This window comes from Amycolatopsis pretoriensis (assembly GCF_900107925.1).
GTDB lineage: Bacteria > Actinomycetota > Actinomycetes > Mycobacteriales > Pseudonocardiaceae > Amycolatopsis > Amycolatopsis pretoriensis.
Genome location: NZ_FNUJ01000005.1, coordinates 243591 through 261172, shown reverse-complemented (window position 1 = coordinate 261172; position 17582 = coordinate 243591). Strand labels below are relative to the sequence as shown.

Sequence of the window (17582 nt, the reverse complement as noted above, 5' to 3'; positions counted from 1 at the left end):
GCCCGCACGCCGATGTGCGCACCGGACGGTCGAAACAGACTGTCACCATGGTGAACACGACGAGCGACCGCGGTGGGCTGACGATGCTGCTCCGCGACGTCGCCCTCCCGATGGCCCTGTTCTACGTCCTGCGCTCCTTCGAGGTCGCCCCGCTGTGGGCGCTGCTGGTCAGCGCCGTCCCGCCGGTGCTGCGGACGGGGTACGTCCTGGTGCGGCACCGGCGGATCGACCCGCTCAGCGCGTTCGTGCTGGCCGTGCTGCTGGTCAACGCCACGGTGGCGGTCTTCTCCGGCGATCCCCGGCTGCTGCTCGTCCGCAGCGCGTGGCTCACGCTGCCGCTCGGCGCGGTCATGCTGGCCAGCCTGGTCGTCGGGCGGCGGCCGCTGCTGTTCCGGGCCGTCTGCGCCCTCCAGCCCGCTCGCGCCGAGTCTCTCGACCGGCTTTGGGGCGTTTCGCGGGCGTTCCGGGAGCGGTGGCGCTCGGCGACGCTCTGGTGCGGCGCCGGCTGCCTCCTGCTGGGGTGCGCCGTCGTCGTGATGGCGTTCACGCTGCCGGTCGACATCGTGCCGTTCCTCGACGCCGTGCTGACCACCGTCAGCGTCGTGCTCGGGGTGAAGCTGGCGCGGCAGCGGCTGGGCATCAACCGGACGGTGGATGCGTGACGAACCGGCTCGACGATGCCGGCGGCCGTCCTCGTCCGCGATGCTCGGGGACATGCTCGGCACGCTGCTCTTCGACTTCGCCGCCCCGGTCGGCGGCTACTACCTGCTGCGCGCGTTCGACGTCGCACCCGTCTGGGCGCTGACGCTCAGCGGCCTGCCGCCGGCGCTGCGGGTGCTCTACCTGGCCGGGCGGCACCGCCGGGTCGACGGCATGGGCGTCTTCGTGCTGCTGATCGTGGCGGTGAGCCTGGCGACGACGCTGCTGACCGGCGACGCGCGGCTGCAGCTGGTCCGCGGGGCGTGGTTCAGCGTGCTGATCGGGGTGTGGATGCTGGCGAGCCTGTGGGTCGGCCGCCGCCCGACGACCTACCAGGCGACGCTGGCCCTGCTGCCCGGCCGGGCGGACGCGCTGGAGGCGCGGTGGGCGGACACGGCGTCGTTCCGGCGGGTCTGGCGGGTGCTGGCGGTCGTGTGGGGCGTCGGCGGGCTGCTGCACAGCGCGGGCAGCATCGTCATGGCGTACACGCTGCCGGTCGACGTCGTGCCGGGCCTCGACACGGGGTTGTCGATCGGGAGCTTCGTGCTGCTCCAGGTCGTCACGCAGGTGCTGCTGGCCCGCGAGGGCACGCTGAACCGGCTGTTCCGCGGCCGGGATCAGCTGCCCGCCGCGTGAGCGGGCACCAGGTAGAGGTTCTGGGGGCCCACCCACGGCGAGTCGATCCGCCAGCTCGCCAGCGCCGTCGGGGGCGGCGTGCGCGTCGTCGTGGCGAGGACCAGGTCCGGGCTGATCGGGGCGACGCTGTGGTCGAAGTTGTGGAAGTTGGCCTCCAGCAGCGCGCGGCCGACGTCACCGCTGCGGCGCTTCGTCTCGCTGATCGCCGGGTCGACCGCGCCGCGGTCGGAGAACTCGTCCACGAGCTCGCAGTCGCACGCGTACGCCAGCGCGCCGACTTCGCCCGCCGTCTCCACCTTGCGGCCGTGCGCGATCGAGGCCAGCTGCTGGCCGATCTCGCGGTACTCCGTCGTCGACGCGTGGTTGCTCGTGATCGGCGCGAACTGGCGGGGCAGGCCGGGTAGCGCGTACGCCGCGAGACTCGCCGCGAGCACCACGCCGGCCGCCGTCCAAGTGCCGCGGCGGACGTGCTCCGGGACCGCGCTCGCGCACGCCGCCAGGAAGATCGTCGCGCCGATGATGCTCGGCGCGTAGTACCAGTGGTACGGCGGGACGCCCAGGCGGCTGTAGGCCAGGTAGTGCAGGGCACCCGCGACGGCCAGCGCCGCGAACGGCGTCAGGCGGCGGGCCGCCTCGGAGCCGCGGCGGTACTGGACGAGCCAGACCACGCCGGCCAGTCCCGCGAGCGGCAGCGGCAGGAACGAAAGCGCCGCCTCGGCCGGGAAGTTGCGCCAGTACAGGAGCGGGCCGTTCGTGAAGCTGAACGGGCCCCACGACTGCTGGCTGATCTTGATGACCAGCGTGTCCGGCACGGCCGAGCCGAGCACGACCCAGCTGAACGCGAACCACGGCAGCGTCACGGCGAGGGCGGCGAACGCCGTGCGCCAGATGCCGGTCCAGAACTCGCGGCGGGCCGCGAACAGCACGGCCGCGATCAGCAGGAGGTCGATCCGGACGAGGGCGAGCAGCCCGATCACGACGCCGAGCCGGCCGGCCTTGCGCTCGCCCGCGTAGACGAGCGTCCAGACGACGCCGGTGGCGCCGAGCGCGACTTCTAGGCCCACCGACGAGAGCAGCAGCGGGTTGAGCAGGAGCAAGGCGAACGTCACGGGCGCGAACGCCGCCGGCAGCCCGGTGCGCTCGCCGAGCCGGCGCAGGCCAAGGACGAGCAGCACCTGGGCGGCGACGAACACGATCCCGGCGGCCAGCACGGCGTCGCGGACGACGAACGTGACCGCGGCCAGGGCCAGGACGTTCAGCGGGGACGTCGCGGTGTTCGCCGTCCCCTGCTCGATCAGGCCCCAGTGGGCGTGGAAGGCGAGGTTCTTCGCGTAGGACAGCGTGATGTAGGTGTCATCGATGAGATGGCTGCTGACCAGGGCGAACATCAGCGCGGAGGCCGCGGCGGCGCCGGCGGGAAAGGCCCACGCGCGGGCGGCGGGCACGGCTGCCGACAGCGCGGTGGCGACCTTGGGGAGTTCTGCGGAGGCGCTTCGCATCCCGGCCACCGTACCCGGCCCGTGATGCTTCCGTGATCTGAGCGAGGTACTGGTGGCTCAGCCCACAGGCCCAAGCCGGAGCTTTCACGTGAAAGCTCCGGGCGCTAGATGCCGTTGCCGTCGCCGGAATTGCCCGAGTTGCCTCCGCCGCGACCTGGGAAGCCGCGGCCTTGGTTGCCGTCGGGGCCGTTGTACTGGCGGTGGATGCCGGGGCGGCCGTCGCGGGGACCGCCGCCGTGGTGGGTGGCCGCGGCGATGCCACCGACGATGCCGCCGCCGATCAGCAGGCCGAGGACGCCCACGCCGACGAGCTGGGTGGCGCGGTGCCCGACGAACCTGCGGAAGCCGCCCGGCTGCCGGGGCGCGGCAGCCGCGGCGGGCGGGCCCCAGGCGCCGTAGGCCTGGCCGGGACCGGGCTGGGAGAGCTGCGGAGTGGACGGCCCGGGCGGCGGCTGCTGGCCGTGGGCCGCGGTCTGGTCGCCTGCCTGTGCCGCGTTCGGCAGAGCGGTAGTGGCGGCCGGGGGCTGCGCGGCGGGCTCGCCCTGCGCCGCGTTCGGCAGGGTCGTGGTCTCCCCGGCCCCCTGCGCCGGCTGCTGCGTCGTCGGCTGGTCGGCCGCGGACTGCGCCGTGGGCTGCTCGACGGTCGGCTTCTCGGTCCCCTCCGGGACTTCGCGCGGCTGGTCGTTCATCGTCGCTCCTGTGGTCACGGGGACGGGCGCAGTGCCCGCCCCCACCACCTCAGGGTGCGCCGCTCAGCTGTGCGGCACCTGAAACGAACCTGTCGATCCGCCATGAGAACTCACAGGTAGAACGCCAGGAAGAGCGTGACGACCCAGCTCGCGCCGAGCACCTGCAGGATGCGGTCCTTGAGCGCGATCTCCTCGGGCTCGCCCGCGATGCCGCCGTCGACGTCGACCGCGTAGCGCAGGACCGCCACCAGGAACGGGACCATCGAGATGAGCGCCCACACCGAGTTGTGCTCGGTCTGGCGGATCTCGAACGCCCACAGGCAGTACGACATGATCAGGATCGCCGCCGACGTCGCCCAGACGAACCGCAGGTAGCTGGCCGAATACTTCTTCAGCGACGAGCGGATCTTCGCGCCCGTTCGCTCGAACAGCATGATCTCCGCGTAGCGCTTGCCGGCGACCATGAACAGCGAACCGAAGGCCGTGACCAGCAGGAACCACTGCGAAAGCGCGATGCCGCCCGCGACACCGCCGGCGATCGAGCGCATCAGGAAGCCCGAGCCGACGATGGCCAGGTCGACCACCGGCTGGTGCTTCAGGCCGAAGCAGTAGCCGAGCTGGACGGCCTCGTAGACGCCGAGCACCACGGCCAGCTGCCAGCTCGCCGCGAACGAGACGCCGAGACCGGCCAGGAAGAACACGACCGCGGCCCCGTACGCGACGGGGACCGGCACGATGCCGGCGGCGATCGGCCGGTTGCGCTTGGTCGGGTGGGCCCGGTCGGCCTCGACGTCGATCGCGTCGTTGATCAGGTAGACCGAGCTCGCCGTCAGCGAAAAGGCCACGAAGGCGATGATCGCGTCGATCAGGAGACCGGTGCGGTCGGTCGACTTCGAGAACGCGAAGAACGGGGCCGCGAAGACCAGGACGTTCTTCACCCACTGCCGGGGGCGTGCCGTCTTGATGACGCCGCCCACCAGGCCGAAGGGACCGCGGGAAGCGGTCGCCCCGGTCACTGGGGTCTCCGGAGCCTCAGGAGTCACGTCCGCGTCTTCGCTGGGGCGCTGCTCGGTCGTTTCGCTCATGGGTTCTTCTTCAGCTTCCGTCGTATCAGACCACCGACGAGCCCCCCGAGAGCTGCACCGGCCAGAACGTCTGTCGGATAGTGAACGCCGAGCACGAGCCTCGAGGCCAGCATCGGCGGTACCAGGGCGGGCACCAGGTTACGCCCGGTCAATCCGGAGTAGAGCACCGCCGCCGCCGTCGTGGACGTCGCGTGCGACGACGGGAAGCTCAGCTTGCTCGGCGTGCCGACCAGGACCTCGACGCTCGGGTGGTCCGGGCGCGGCCGCCTGACCACGCGTTTCACCGCGATCGACGCCGCGTGCGCGCCCACGACCCCGGCTGAGGCGACCAGCCAGTCCTTGCGCCGCTTCTTGTCGACCACGGCCCCGAGGAGGCCCAGGCCGAACCAGCCGAGCGCGTGCTCACCGAAGTGGGACATGCCGCGCGCGGCCTTCACCGAAGCTTCACTCTTCAGAAAGCCCTGCGCCTTCGCCAGGACCGCCACCTCTCCGGTGGGCTGCCCCTTCTCAAGCATCGAGGGACCCGTCGAGCGGCGCGCCGTCGGTCAGGTGCGGGGCGATCTTGTTGTCGAACGCCGACAGCGCCGAGCCGATGGCCATGTGCATGTCGAGGTACTTGTACGTGCCCAGCCGGCCGCCGAACAGCACGTTCTTCTCCCGCGCCTCGGTCTTGGCCAGCTCCCGGTAGGCCTCGAGCTTCTCGCGGTTGTCCGGGGTGTTGATCGGGTAGTATGGCTCGTCTTCCTCGCCCGCGAAGCGGGAGTACTCGCGGAAGATGACCGTCTTGTCCTTGGGGTAGTCGCGCTCCGGGTGGAAGTGCCGGAACTCGATGATCCGCGTGTAGGGGACTTCCTGGTCGTTGTAGTTGACGACCGAGGTGCCCTGGAAGTCGCCGGTCTGCGCGACCTCGGACTCGAAGTCGACGGTGCGCCAGGTGAACCGGCCCGCCGAGTAGCCGAAGTAGCGGTCCAGCGGACCCGTGTAGACGGTCGGGGTGCCGGCCGGGATGTGCTCGCGGACGTCGAAGTAGTCGACGTTCAGCCGGATCTCGATGTTCTCGTGCTCGGCCATCTTCTCGAGCCACGCGGTGTACCCGTTGACGGGCAGGCCCTCGTAGGTGTCGTTGAAGTACCGGTTGTCGAAGTTGTAGCGGACCGGCAGGCGCGTGATGATGTTCTCGCCCAGGTTCTTGGGGTCGTTCTCCCACTGCTTCGCGGTGTACCCGCGGATGAACGCCTCGTAGAGGGGACGGCCGACCAGCGAGATCGCCTTCTCCTCGAGGTTCTGCGCGTTGCCCGTCTCGAACTCGGACGCCTGCTTGGCGATCAGCTCGCGAGCCTCGTCCGGCGTGTGCGACTTGCCGAAGAACTGGTTGATCAGACCCAGGTTCATCGGGAACGAGTAGACCTGGTCCTTGACCCGCGCGAACACGCGGTGCTGGTAGCCCGTGAACTCGGTGAAGCGGTTCACGTACTCCCAGACGCGCTTGTTCGAGGTGTGGAACAGGTGCGCGCCGTACTTGTGCACCTCGATCCCGGTCTCCGGGTCGGCCTCGGAGTACGCGTTGCCGCCCAGGTGGCTGCGCCGCTCGAGGATGAGGACCTTCTTGCCCAGCTCGGCCGCGGCCCGTTCGGCGACGGTCAGGCCGAAGAAACCGGACCCGACGACGACGAGGTCGTAACCTGCGAAATCGTCTTCAGTAATCTGTGCGGGGTTCGTGTGCGCGCTCACGGGCGTCGAGGGTACGGGGGTCGCTGACCCGGCTCGCACCCGACTATCACATTTCGGCCTACGACACACCTGGAAAGCAGTGCCTGCACCCGAGGACTTCTGGAGCTACTTCACCGCCGTGGCCACCTACCTGGCCGTCCTGGCGGTGCCCGGCGGCGTGGTCGGGTGGGCCGCCGGCCTGCGCGGCTGGGCTCTGGCCGGGCTCGCGCCGCTGCTCAGCTACGCCATCACCGGCCTGGCCGGCCCGTGGCTGGCGATCGCGCACGTCCCGTACGGCCCGCTGAGCGTCGCCGCGGTCACGCTGCTGCTCGCCGCCGTGCTCTACGGCCTGCGCCGGCTGGCGATCGCCCGGGGCTGGATGACGCCGGGCGCCGAGGAGCCGCCGACGCCGTGGACGCGGCGCGCGCACCTGGCCGTCGGGGCCTGCGTGGCGGTCGCCACGGCCGTGTCGATCGCCGTCGTCATCACCGGCCGCGGCGGGACGACCGCGGTGTTCCAGCGCTGGGACACCGTCTTCCACGCGAACGGCATCCGCTACATCGCGGAGACCGGCGACGGCTCCCTGACCGGCATGGGCACCATCAACTGGTACCCGGACGGCTCCTTCTACCCGAACGCCTACCACCTGGTCGGCGCGCTGGTCTACCAGCTGTCGGGCACGTCGGTCCCGGTGACGCTCAACGCCGTGACGATGCCGATCGCCGGGCTGTTCGCGCTGGCCATGGTCGCGCTGGTGCGCCAGCTCGGCGGCCGCGCGGTGTTCGCCGGCAGCGCGGCGCTCGTCGCGGGCGGCGCGACGACCGGGGCGTACGAGTCCGTGTCGAGCGGCCTGCTGCCCTTCGCGCTCGGGATCGTGCTGACGCCGCTGGCCGTGGTCGCGCTGCAGCGGTTCGTCGTGCGGCCGGGCGTCGACACCGGCGCGGTGCTGGCGCTGAGCGCGACCGGCCTGCTGGCCGCGCACTCGAGCGCGTTGTTCGGGGCACTGCTGTTCGCGTTCCCGCTGGTCGTGCAGCGCTGGTACCGGGCGCTGCGGGGCAAGCGCGTCGACGGCGTCGCACCGGAAAAGGCGGCTTGGCGGGTCGTCGGCGGTGACGTCCTGCGGATGGTGCCGGTGATGGCGGGGGCCGGCGTGCTGTCCGCGCCGATGATCCTCGGCGCGATCACCTTCACGTCCGGGTCGTACCCGTACCACGCCTGGGGCTCGCACATGGCGGTGTGGAAGGCCCTCGCCATGCTGGCGACGTTCAAGCAGGTGCTGCCGGTCCCGCAGATCTGGCTGACGGTGTTCCTCGCGATCGGCGTGCTGACGCTGGTGGCGCTGCGGCGGATGCGCTGGGTGGTGCTTTCGGCGCTCGGGCTGTCCGCGCTGTTCGTCGTCGTCGCGTGCTTCGGCGGCGAAGACTGGGTGATCGCGCTGTCGCGGCCCTGGTGGAACGACCGGTTCCGGCTGATGGCACTGGCCGCGATCCCGATGTGCCTGCTCGCCGCGCACGGCATGAGCGAGGCCCAGCGCTGGGTGGCGAAGCTGGCGAGCGGCCGCGCCTGGGTGCGCGCGCGGCCGTGGCTGACCGGCCGGGTCGGGCTGGCGACCGCGGTGCTGCTGGTCGTCGCGATGGGCGTGCTGACCGGCGGGTTCTACCGCGCGGCCAACGCCAAGACCGTGTCGCTGCTGTACTACAACGGCCTGCCGGGCGAGACCGTCCCGCCGGTGAGCCAGGACGAGATCGACGCGATGGAGCACCTCGGCACGCTGGGGATCCCGGCCGAGGAGAAGGTGCTCAACGACCGCATGGACGGCACGGCGTGGATGTACGCGCTCACCGGGGTGCACCCGGTGGCCGGCCACTACGACGCCGGCGTCGCGCCCCCGGACGCGCTCTACCTGGCGCTGCACTTCGGCGACTACGACAGCGACCCGGAGGTCCGCGCGGCCACGCGGCGGCTGAACATCCACTACGTGCTGGTCGGCAGCGGCACCATCCGCCGGGACACCCCGATCGCGCCGGGCCTGCGGCACCTCGACGGGCACGACTTCGTGCGCGAGGTGTACCGGAACCCGGGCGCCGTGATCTACCAGCTCGTCAAATGACAAAGCCCTCGTGGCCGCGGCGCCCCGTGCCGCGGCCACGAGGGCCCTCCGTCCCCCAACCACCCCCGGGGTGATCTCTGGCGTCTGCAGTGATGGACGCCTGAGGGACGGCAATCGGTTTCCCGGCTAGCCGGATGTCACCCGTTCGGACCAGCGTGCAGTTCGGGCAGGACGTCGCTCGCGACCTGCTCCAGCACCGCTTCCCGGCCTTCGTACGGCGACGACGAGCGCGGCCAGTGCGCGATGACGTCGGTGAAGCCCAGTTCGCCCGCGCGGCCCGCGGCGTCGCGGAAAGCCTCCACGCTGCTCAGCGAGAACACCGGCGACGCGTCCAGGCTCAGGTGCCGCTGGATGCTCGCCCGCTCGCGCCCGGCCGCGTCGAGACGCTCGTCGAAGAGGTCGGTGAGCTGCTTGATGCCGGCCCACCACTCGTCCTCGGTCTTGCCGCCGCGGCCCGTGGTGACCCAGCCCGCGCCGAAGCGCGCGGCCAGCGTCATCGTCCGGGGACCGTTGGCCGCGACCACGAACGGCAGCCGCGGGCGCTGGACCGTGCCCGGCAGGTTGCGGGCCTCGCGGGCCCGGTAGTACTCGCCGTCGAAGTCGAACTTGTCGGTCATCAGCAGCCCGTCGAGCGCCTCGACGAACTCGGTGAAGCGGTCGGCGCGCTGCTTGACCGTCAGCTCAGGGGCGCCGAGCACCGCGCCGTCGTAGTGCTGGTGGTCGACGCCCGCGCCGACGCCCAGGACGAACCGGCCGTCGGAGATGTCGTCCAAGGTGGTCAGCTCGCGCATGAACGGCACGGGGTGCCGCGCGACCGGGGACGCCACGAAGGTGCCCAGCCGGATCCGGGACGTCACCATCGCGGCCGCGGTCAAGGTCGGGACGGCGGAGAACCACGGGCCGTCGACCAGGTTGCGCCAGCCCAGGTGGTCATAGGTCCAGGCGTGGTCGAAGCCGTACTCCTCGGCGGCACGCCACTTCGGCTCGGCCGCCCACCAACGATCTTCAGGGAGAATGACGATGCCTACTCGCACAATGCCGGACCGTATCGGTAACCACCGACAATCGCTCGGACGGGGACGAGGCCACCCGAACGTGTCAGGGACAATGGGGTGGTGGAGAGACCTCAGTTGATCGCGTCCGACGTCGACGGCACCCTGCTCGGCCCCTCCGAATCGCTCAGCGCCCGCACCATCGCGACCGTCCGCCGGGCGATCGAGGCGGACGTCCCGTTCGTGCTGGCCAGCGGCCGCCCGCCGCGCTGGATCGCGCCCGTGGCCAAGCCCCTCGACCTGACCGGGTTCGCCGTGTGCGCGAACGGCGCCGTCCTGTACGACTGCGGCCGCGAGGAGGTCGTCGCGGTGCACGGCCTGCTCCGGCCCGAGCTGCTCAACGACATCGCGCACGCGCTCGACAAGGCCGTGCCCGGCTGCCGGCTGGCCGCCGAGCGCGTCAGCACCGACGCCGACCACGAGATGCGCAGCTTCGTGATCGAGCCGAAGTACCACAACCCGTGGGGCGACGGCGAAGGCCGCACCGCGCCGCGCGCCGAGGTGCTCGGGCACCCGGCGATCAAGCTGCTGGTCAGCCACGTCGGGATGTCGTCGGAGGAAATGGCGGACGCGATCACCGCGTTGTTCGACCGCGAGGTCGACGTCACGTACTCGTCCTCGGGCGGGCTGGTCGAGCTGTCCGCGCACGGCATCACGAAGGCGACCGGCCTGGCCGACGTCGCCGAGCGGCTGGGCGTCGAGCGGGAGCGGGTGATCGCCTTCGGCGACATGCCCAACGACGTCGAGATGCTGCGCTGGGCCGGCCACGGCGTCGCGATGGAGAACGGGCACCCGAAGGTCCAGGACGTCGCCGACGAGATCACCGGCCCGGCCGGCGAAGACGGCGTCGCGCAGGTTCTCGAGCGCTGGTTCTAGCGGCGGTCGAGCTCGGCCGCTTCCTCCGGGGTCGGCGCGGTGCCGCCAAGGTGGGCGGGCAGCCACCAGCGTTCTTCCTCGGAGGCGGGCTGGTCCGGGTACTCGGCCTGGGCGCGGTCGACGAGCGCGCTCATCCGGGTGCGCAGCTCCTTCGTGACGACGTCCCAGTCGTCGCCCTTGGCCGGGTGCATCGGCTCGCCGATGAGGATCGAGATCGGCACGTGGCGGCGGGTCAGGTCCTTCGGCCGGCCCTTCGTCCAGAGCCGCTGGGTGCCCCAGAGCGCCATCGGCACGACCGGGACGTTCGCCGCCGCGGCCATCCGGACCGCGCCGGACTTGATCTCCTTGACGGTGAACGACCGGCTGATCGTCGCCTCCGGGAAGACGCCGACGACCTCGCCGGCCTGCAGCTTCGCGAGGGCTTCGCGGTAGGAGGCGAGGCCGGCGTCGCGGTCGACGGAGATGTGGTGCATCCCGCGCATCAGCGGCCCGGCGATCCGGTTGTCGAAGATCTCCTTCTTCGCCATGAACCGCGTCAGGCGCTTGGCCGGGCGCGCGCCGAGGCCGCAGAAGATGAAGTCCAGGTAGCTCACGTGGTTGCACGCGATGACCGCGCCGCCGCGGCGCGGGATGTGCTCCGCGCCCTCGACCCGGATGCGGTTGTCCAGTACCCGGAACATCGTCCGGGCCGCCGCGATCACGGGCGGGTACACGAGGTCGGCCATCGGTTCAGGTTACGGGACCGTAGGTTCTTGACCGCCGTTCAGCGGTGAAGACCACAAACCGGGCGAAACTCACGCCGCTCGAACGACCACTAGGCTTTCGGCGTGGGGACAGTGATCGAATCGCCTGTGAGACGAGCCGGCCACCGAGTCGCGGTGTACCTGGGCCTGGCCACGGTGACACTGCTCAACCTCATCTCCTACGCCCCCGTGCAGCCGAACGCGCACGAGAAGGCGTGGGGTGACGCCGCCGAGTACTACGCGATGTCGGTGCAGACCGGCGCCCAGGTCGACAACCCGTTCGCGCTGCGGATGCTCAGCCCGTGGCTCGTCCACACCGTCAACCGGTTCACCGGCATCTCCCTGGACTCCGTGTGGCTGGCGTTCACGTTCGCGCTGGCCCTCGCCGCGGCGACCGTCTTCTTCGAGTTCCTCTGGGTCCGCCTGAACCTGCGGCTCTACACCTCGGCGCTCGCCGCCGTCGCGCTGGCCTGCACGTTCTGGTACGCGCCGTACGCGTTTTCCAACCCGTACCTGGTCGACCCGCTGAACAACCTGCTCTACCTGCTCGCGCTGTGGCTGCTGTTCGACCGGCGGCTGATCCTGTTCGCGCTGGTGATCGTCGTCGGCGCGATCAACAAGGAGACGACGCTGCTGCTCGCGCCGCTCTACCCGCTGGCGGCGTGGACGCGGTCGCGGTCGCTGCGCGACAAGCAGGTCATCGGCGGGCTGGTCGCGGTGGTCGTCGCGGGCGGCCTGTACTTCGCGTTCCGGCTGTGGGCCCAGGCGCTGATCGGCGGCGACTACGGGTTCGGCGCCGGGCAGGCCAACAGCGGCCTGCTGGGCAACATCCGGTTCGCCCTGTCGTCGAACAAGGGCGTCGACCAGGCCGCGCTGTACAGCACGTTCGGCTTCTTCTGGCTGATCTTCGCCTACGGCCTCTACCGCGAGTTCCGGCGCGAACGGACCCGGAGCCTGCTGCTCGTGTCCAGCGTCTGGCTGGGGCTGTGCTGCCTGGCCGGGCGACTGGTCGCCACGGACACGCAACGCGTCTTCGTGATGCTCGCGCCGCTGGTCATCGGGCTGGTCGCGGTCCAGCTCGACCGGCACCGCGGTGAAGCCCGGCGCATCTGGGTCGGCGTCGTGTTCTTCCTCTACCTGGCGGTGAACTACAAGCTGGCGTCGTCGTCGACGATCTTCCTGGTCGGCTTGGCCGGGCTGCTCGTGTTCGTGCTGCTCGAAGTGCCGCCGTTCTGGCCCAAGCCGGCGTCGGGACGCGTTCCGCCGGCCGACGACGGCCCGCCGACCGAGGAGTTCCTCCCCCACCGGGGTTCGCTCGAACGCGACTGAGGCAGCGCGGCCAGGACGAGCGCCAGCAGGATCGTGAACAGCGCCACGGACTGGTGCTTGACGCCCTCGATGCCGTCGCCGAGGGCCGCGGTGCCGAACTGCGTCAGCGAGACGGTGAGCAGGAACGCCAGCACGACGCCGAGCGGCCCGCGTCGCTGGTTCCAGGCCCTGACCAGCACGAACAGCCAGATCGGCACCAGCGCGAGCAGGCCGAGCGGGCTGATCAGGCGGGTCAGCCACGACACCACCGGCACCCGGTACTCCTGCGCGTGCGGCGCGAAGCCGGCCTCCTGGTCGAAGCTGCCGAGGTAGCCCGGCCGGGCGGTGAGCTGGTCGGTCGCGGCCTGGTCCAGCACTTCGAGCGTCCGGCCGGGGTGGCTCGCGAAGTAGCCGAGGACGTTCTCGCGGGTCATCTTGTCGCGGTAACCCGGGTAGAGCGGGTCCATCGTCGCCGGGTGCGGGTGCCACCAGCCGTTGCCCGCGTACTGGGCGAACGACGGCGGCAGGCCGAGCGCGGCGAGGTCGGCCTGGGTGTCGTGCTCGCCGTCGACGATGTTCAGGAAGATCGAGTTGAACATGTTGATCTCGCGCGAGTCGTCGCCCGGGAACGCGGTGTACGTGCCGTCGGGCGCGCGGGCGGGTTCGACGCTCTGCTGCGCGAACAGCGTCACGGCGCCGAGGGCCCCGACGACCAGCGCCGCGGCCGCCCACCGCTTGGTCCCGCGCAGCGTGCCCGGCCGGACGAGGAGCACCGCGAGCACGAGGATCGGCAGGATGATCAGCGTCTGGACCTTGGCGTTGACCGCCAGGACGCCACCGGCGAACGTCACCGCCAGGCCCGCGTAGCTCCACCGGCCTTCGCGCGCGGTCAGCAGCAGGCCACCGGTGATCAGCAGCAGGCCGAGGAAGGCCGCGCCTTCGCCGAGGATCGCCGCGAAGTAGCCGAAGAACGCCGAGTCGGCGACGACCAGCAGGAGCCCGGCGGCCACGGCCAGCCGGACGCGGACCGGGTACGGCAGGCCGAGCACGATCGCCGTGATCGCGGCGGCGGCGACGATGCTGCTCAGCAGGCCGAGCACGACCAGGCTCAGCGTCGCCGGGAAGCCGGCCAGCCGGGCCAACCCGACGGACGCCTCCGCCAGCCAGCTCTGCGTCAGCAGGTAGGTGGGCCGGCACGGCGTCGCGCCCGGCGCGGCGGTGTAGGCGAGGTGGACGAACGGCTCGGGCAGGCCCTTCCACGTGATCCCGGCGCCGCACAGCACGCGGCCGCCGTCGCCGTTGTTCGACATCGCGATCGGGCGCGGCACCAGGAACCGCACGACGAAGAGCAGCAGCGACGTCCCGAAGACCCCGATCCCGAGCCGGGCCTCGGACCCCAGGCGCGCTTTCGGGACGTCCAGCTTCACGAAGGACAGGGTACGTAGCGGAAGTCCGGCCCCCGGTTGAGGTCCGTGACCACGGCCTTCGCGTCCTCCGCGCGCGGGTACACCGAGACCCAGTAGGGCGTGCCGACGCGGCGGAACGTGGCCACCTGGTACTTGCCCGCGTAGACCGGGTCGATCACGCAGTGCTGGCGGTCGGCGTAGCCGCTGTCGGCGGGCACCGCGACGGTCGGGCGACGGGAGTTGACGACGTAGTCGTAGTCCGTGGCGACGCCGCCGGCATGCCGGCCTTCGCGGGCGATGTGGTCGTCGGTGCGGCCGAGGACGTCCACGATCAGCAGCTGGTCGCCGCGGGCGGCGAGCGCGCCGGGCGCGGCGGCGCTGACGACCGACCCGGGCGGCAGGTAGTCGCCGAGCCAGCCGCCGATCGCGCTGAGCTCGTCGCCGTGCGCCCGCCAGTCGCGCACGCGGTCGAGCATGTCGGGGCTGAAGACCGAGACGAGCACGGCGATGCCGGCGAGCCCGCAGGCGGTCACCGGCACCAGGCGCGTCGCCGCGGGCCACGCGCGCGGCCGCGGCGACGGCTTCACCTCGGCGTCCACGGTCAGCACGCCGTAGGTGGCGACGCTCGCGACGGCGATAAGCGGCGGCACCGGGGCCAGCAGCCGCCACGACGGTCCGGGGTCGCCGCCGATCAGCACCGCGGCGGCCGCGAGCCCGAGCGCCGTCACGAACAGCAGCCAGATCAGCGTGCGGGCTTCGGCGGCGTCGGTGCGGCGCAGCAAGAGCGCAACCGCGGCGACCAGCCCGAGCAGGAGGAAACCCTGGTGCGCCAAGGCGAACCCGGACAGGTACGGCCAGCCTGCGTCGACTTGCGAACCGAGCGGGCCGCCGAGCTTCGCGGCCAGCGGCGCGGGCAGGAAGTGCTGGTAGAACGTCGCGCGCCAGGCCAGCCGCGGGATCAGGAAGACGAGCGCGCCAAGCAGGTAGCCGACCGGCGCCCACCAGCTGTGCTTCTTCTTCAACGCGGCCCCGGCCAGCCAGAGGCCGCCGAGCACGCCGGCCACCAGGCCCTCCGGGCTGGTCATCACGGCGAACGCGACGAGCACCCCGGCGACCACCGGCCGGCGTGCCACGAGCGAGTAGCAGACGGCGAGCAGCAGCAGGACGAACAGCGGGGTCTCGGAGCCGGACGGCCCGTAGACGGCGAGGCCGCCGGCGCTCGCGGTGAGCACCGCGGCGGCGACGCCGATCGCCGGCCGCGGCTCGGCGTTCCCGGGCGCGGCCGCCGCGACGATCCGGTTGACCAGGAAGCAGGACAGGAGGACGGAGCCGAGCGCGGCGACGACCCCGAACACGACGGCGGCGGTCCGGACGTCGGCGCCGAACGCGGCCCGCGGGAGGGCGATCAGGACCAGCCAGAGGAAGTTCGTGTAGCCCTCGACGCGTTCGCCGGGGTTGAAGACCGGCCCGTTCCCGTCGGCGATGTTCTGCGCGTAGCGGAACGACACGAGCGCGTCTTCGGTGACGGTCGCGAACAGCAGCTGGTGCAGCAGCGAAAGGCCGAGGGTGAGAGCGAGGACGAAGCCGCGCCAGCCGCGGTCGGTGTCGAGACGGCCCCAGGTCAGCACCACGATCGCGGCGAGGACCAGCCACGCCACCACGACCGCGTAGACCACCCGGCCCCCTCGTGAAGATCGCTCCGCCCGGCGTCAGTCAAGCAGGGAAACGCACTGGTCAATATAACCCGTTCGGGTATCGCGACGGAGTGTCCCGTTCGGACTCCGGCCCCGCGACCGCTCACTGATCATCGGCGGCTTAGTCTCCAGCGTGCTCTCCGTCTGCGTTGCCATTGCCGTCATCGCCGTCCCGGGCCTGCTGACCGGTCTCGCCGCGGGACTGCGCGGCTGGGCCCTGGCCGGACTGGCACCGCTGCTGAGCTACGCGATCGGCGGCCTGACCGGCCCGTGGACGGCGGCGATCGGGTGGTCGTTCACCCCGTTGACGTACGCGCTTTCGACGGTCGTGTTCGCCGCGATCGCTTACGGTGTCCGGAAACTGACGGTCCGCCGTTGGTCACCAGAGCCGGAACCCGGGCTGTGGGACCGGCGCGGGCACCTCGCGGTCGGCGCGTGCCTGCTGTTCGGCGCGGCGGTCGGGTTCTACGCGACACTGCGCGGCCTGGGCCACATCGGCGCGCTGCCGCAGGGTTTCGACGCGGTGTACCACGGCAACGCCGTCCGCTACATCGCCGACACCGGCGACGGCAGCCTGTTCGGCACGGGACACGTGAACTGGTACGGCGACGCGCTGCCGGTGTTCTACCCCAACGCCTACCACCTGCTGGCGTCGGTGACTTACCACCTGAGCGGGGCATCGATCCCGGCGACTCTGGACGCGAACACGCTGCTGCTGCCGGGTTTGCTGGCACTGTCGTTGGTGACGCTGGTCCGCGAGTTCCGCGGCCGCGCGGTGCTGGCGGGCGCGGTGGCGCTGACGGCGGTGGCGCCGGTGATGGGCGTCTACGAGTCGATGGACCGCGGCCCGCTGCTGCCGTTCGCGCTGGGCGTGACGCTCACGCCGTTGGCGGCGGTGGCGTTGCGGCGGTACTTGGACCGCGTGGCGCCGGACACGGGTTTCGTGCTGTTGCTCGCGGCGGTGGGCCTGCTGTGCGTCCATTCGTCGACGTTGTTCGGCGGAATCCTGTTCGCCGGCCCGCTGCTGGTGCAGCGCTGGCTGACTTCGTGGCGCCGGATCGGGCGTGACCTGCTGGCGCTGCTGCCGATCGCGGTGGCGGCGTTGTTCGTGGCATGGCTGCAGTTGTTCGGCGCGCTGGGGCTGGCCACGGGCGACGTCCCGTACTTCGGCTGGCCGAGCGAGTGGCGAGCATCGACGGCGTTGGGTGCGTTGCTGAGCTTCCAGCACTTCGAGGCACACCCGCAGATCTGGTTGTCGGTGGCGTTGTTCCTGGGGATCGTGTTCTTCGCGCGGGCGGGGGCGTTGCGCTGGATCGGCCTGACGGCGGCGGTGACGGGCCTGGCGTACATGGCGGTGGCGTCGTCGAACGCGCCGTTGGTGATGGCGTTGTCCCGCCCGTGGTGGGACGACCCGTACCGGTTCTTCTCGATGGCGGCGATCCCGTTGTGCGTCCTGGCGGCGCACGGGTTGGCGTCGACGCAGGCGTGGCTGCGCGACCACCTCCCGCCGCGCGTGCCGGCGGTGGCGGTCGCGGTGGTGGTGCTGCTGGGTTTCGTGGTGCTGTCGAACGGGTTGTACTTCCGCTCGAACGGGGCTCGGGTGTACACGGGGTACCAGGCGGCGGACCCGTCGAAGCTGCACGTGACGCCGGGCGAGGAGGCGGCGATGGTGGAGCTGGGCAAGCTGGCCGCACCGGGCGAGTGGGCGATGAACGACCGCTTCGACGGGACGGCTTGGACGTACGCGCTGTCGGGGGTCCGGACGGTCGCGGCGCACTACGACCAGACTTTGCCGCCGTCGGATGCTCGGTTGCTGGCGGAGCGGTTTCGGGACTACGAGACGGACCCGGCGGTGCGGGCGGCGGTTGTTCGGTTGAACGTGCGGTGGGTGATTTTGGGGGTGCCGCTGCCGGCGCCGGAGCAGCCTTATCAGCCGGGGTTGGTGGGGTTGGCCGGGAAGCCGTTCTTGAAGGAGGCTTGGCGGAACTCGGACGCGGTGATTTACCGGCTGGTGCCCTGAGGGCTGCCGGAGGCTGCGGCGCGTGCCGCGACGTCGGCGGCCCCCGCCCTTCCCT

At 71.5% G+C, this 17582-nt stretch carries 14 protein-coding genes; 5 read left to right on the top strand and 9 right to left on the bottom strand.

Annotated features, from left to right (window positions below; genetic code table 11):
• Positions 1–47: 47 nt before the first annotated feature.
• Together BLV96_RS22905 and BLV96_RS22900 are read left to right on the top strand one after the other, a co-directional pair.
• Entirely contained in the window at positions 48–662 is a 615-nt protein-coding gene (locus BLV96_RS22905) for a VC0807 family protein (RefSeq protein ID WP_086677342.1), read from the top strand.
• The gene (locus BLV96_RS22900) at positions 655–1335 is read left to right on the top strand and encodes a VC0807 family protein (RefSeq protein ID WP_244180411.1); all 681 of its coding nucleotides are present in this window, start codon (positions 655–657) and stop codon (positions 1333–1335) included. Before BLV96_RS22905 ends, BLV96_RS22900 begins: the two co-directional genes overlap by 8 nt.
• On the opposite strand, the gene BLV96_RS22895 is transcribed toward BLV96_RS22900, so the two are convergent.
• The 5 genes from BLV96_RS22895 to glf form a co-directional block, all read right to left on the bottom strand.
• Entirely contained in the window at positions 1317–2834 is a 1518-nt protein-coding gene (locus BLV96_RS22895; RefSeq protein WP_086677338.1) for a hypothetical protein, read from the bottom strand. The genes BLV96_RS22900 and BLV96_RS22895 overlap by 19 nt on opposite strands.
• 104 nt (positions 2835–2938) lie before the next feature.
• Complete coding sequence (locus BLV96_RS22890) at positions 2939–3523, bottom strand: hypothetical protein (protein ID WP_086677336.1); 585 nt, start codon at positions 3521–3523, stop codon at positions 2939–2941.
• Positions 3524–3633: 110 nt separating this feature from the next.
• On the bottom strand, positions 3634–4608 hold the full coding sequence (locus tag BLV96_RS22885) for a decaprenyl-phosphate phosphoribosyltransferase (RefSeq protein ID WP_086677334.1): 975 nt from the start codon (positions 4606–4608) through the stop codon (positions 3634–3636).
• On the bottom strand, positions 4605–5123 hold the full coding sequence (locus tag BLV96_RS22880) for a phosphatase PAP2 family protein (protein ID WP_086677332.1): 519 nt from the start codon (positions 5121–5123) through the stop codon (positions 4605–4607). Before BLV96_RS22880 ends, BLV96_RS22885 begins: the two co-directional genes overlap by 4 nt.
• On the bottom strand, positions 5116–6339 hold the full coding sequence (gene glf, locus BLV96_RS22875; protein ID WP_086677330.1) for a UDP-galactopyranose mutase: 1224 nt from the start codon (positions 6337–6339) through the stop codon (positions 5116–5118). Before glf ends, BLV96_RS22880 begins: the two co-directional genes overlap by 8 nt.
• Positions 6340–6418: 79 nt before the next feature.
• On the opposite strand from glf, the gene BLV96_RS22870 reads away from it, so the two are divergent.
• Positions 6419–8428: a DUF6541 family protein gene (locus tag BLV96_RS22870; RefSeq protein WP_086677328.1), complete on the top strand. Its 2010-nt coding sequence runs from the start codon at positions 6419–6421 to the stop codon at positions 8426–8428.
• 137 nt (positions 8429–8565) lie between these two features.
• On the opposite strand, the gene BLV96_RS22865 is transcribed toward BLV96_RS22870, so the two are convergent.
• Positions 8566–9462 carry an LLM class flavin-dependent oxidoreductase gene (locus tag BLV96_RS22865; protein ID WP_086677326.1) on the bottom strand — a complete coding sequence of 299 codons (897 nt, stop codon included), beginning with the start codon at positions 9460–9462 and terminating at the stop codon, positions 8566–8568.
• A gap of 96 nt (positions 9463–9558) precedes the next feature.
• Between BLV96_RS22865 and BLV96_RS22860 the strand changes: the two genes are divergently transcribed.
• Positions 9559–10356 carry a Cof-type HAD-IIB family hydrolase gene (locus BLV96_RS22860; RefSeq protein ID WP_086677324.1) on the top strand — a complete coding sequence of 266 codons (798 nt, stop codon included), beginning with the start codon at positions 9559–9561 and terminating at the stop codon, positions 10354–10356.
• On the opposite strand, the gene BLV96_RS22855 is transcribed toward BLV96_RS22860, so the two are convergent.
• The 3 genes from BLV96_RS22855 to BLV96_RS22845 form a co-directional block, all read right to left on the bottom strand.
• On the bottom strand, positions 10353–11081 hold the full coding sequence (locus tag BLV96_RS22855) for a lysophospholipid acyltransferase family protein (RefSeq protein ID WP_086677322.1): 729 nt from the start codon (positions 11079–11081) through the stop codon (positions 10353–10355). The two genes, BLV96_RS22860 and BLV96_RS22855, sit on opposite strands and share 4 nt — an antisense overlap.
• 1166 nt (positions 11082–12247) lie before the next feature.
• On the bottom strand, positions 12248–13834 hold the full coding sequence (wsfD, locus tag BLV96_RS22850; protein ID WP_244180410.1) for a glycan biosynthesis hexose transferase WsfD: 1587 nt from the start codon (positions 13832–13834) through the stop codon (positions 12248–12250).
• Entirely contained in the window at positions 13831–15489 is a 1659-nt protein-coding gene (locus BLV96_RS22845; RefSeq protein ID WP_086677320.1) for a hypothetical protein, read from the bottom strand. Before BLV96_RS22845 ends, wsfD begins: the two co-directional genes overlap by 4 nt.
• Positions 15490–15640: 151 nt before the next feature.
• Between BLV96_RS22845 and BLV96_RS22840 the strand changes: the two genes are divergently transcribed.
• A complete protein-coding gene (locus tag BLV96_RS22840) occupies positions 15641–17527 on the top strand; it encodes a DUF6541 family protein (RefSeq protein WP_167379700.1) in 1887 nt (628 codons plus the stop codon).
• Positions 17528–17582 lie beyond the last annotated feature (55 nt).

What these genes read in the sequence shown, in the direction of transcription:
- BLV96_RS22895 (WP_086677338.1), bottom strand. Translation starts at nt 2,834, where the DNA reads ATGCGAAGCGCCTCCGCAGAACTCCCCAAGGTCGCCACCGCGCTGTCG.
- BLV96_RS22880 (WP_086677332.1), bottom strand. Translation starts at nt 5,123, where the DNA reads ATGCTTGAGAAGGGGCAGCCCACCGGAGAGGTGGCGGTCCTGGCGAAG.
- BLV96_RS22855 (WP_086677322.1), bottom strand. Translation starts at nt 11,081, where the DNA reads ATGGCCGACCTCGTGTACCCGCCCGTGATCGCGGCGGCCCGGACGATG.
- BLV96_RS22905 (WP_086677342.1), top strand. Translation starts at nt 48, where the DNA reads ATGGTGAACACGACGAGCGACCGCGGTGGGCTGACGATGCTGCTCCGC.
- BLV96_RS22900 (WP_244180411.1), top strand. Translation starts at nt 655, where the DNA reads ATGCGTGACGAACCGGCTCGACGATGCCGGCGGCCGTCCTCGTCCGCG.
- BLV96_RS22890 (WP_086677336.1), bottom strand. Translation starts at nt 3,523, where the DNA reads ATGAACGACCAGCCGCGCGAAGTCCCGGAGGGGACCGAGAAGCCGACC.
- BLV96_RS22885 (WP_086677334.1), bottom strand. Translation starts at nt 4,608, where the DNA reads ATGAGCGAAACGACCGAGCAGCGCCCCAGCGAAGACGCGGACGTGACT.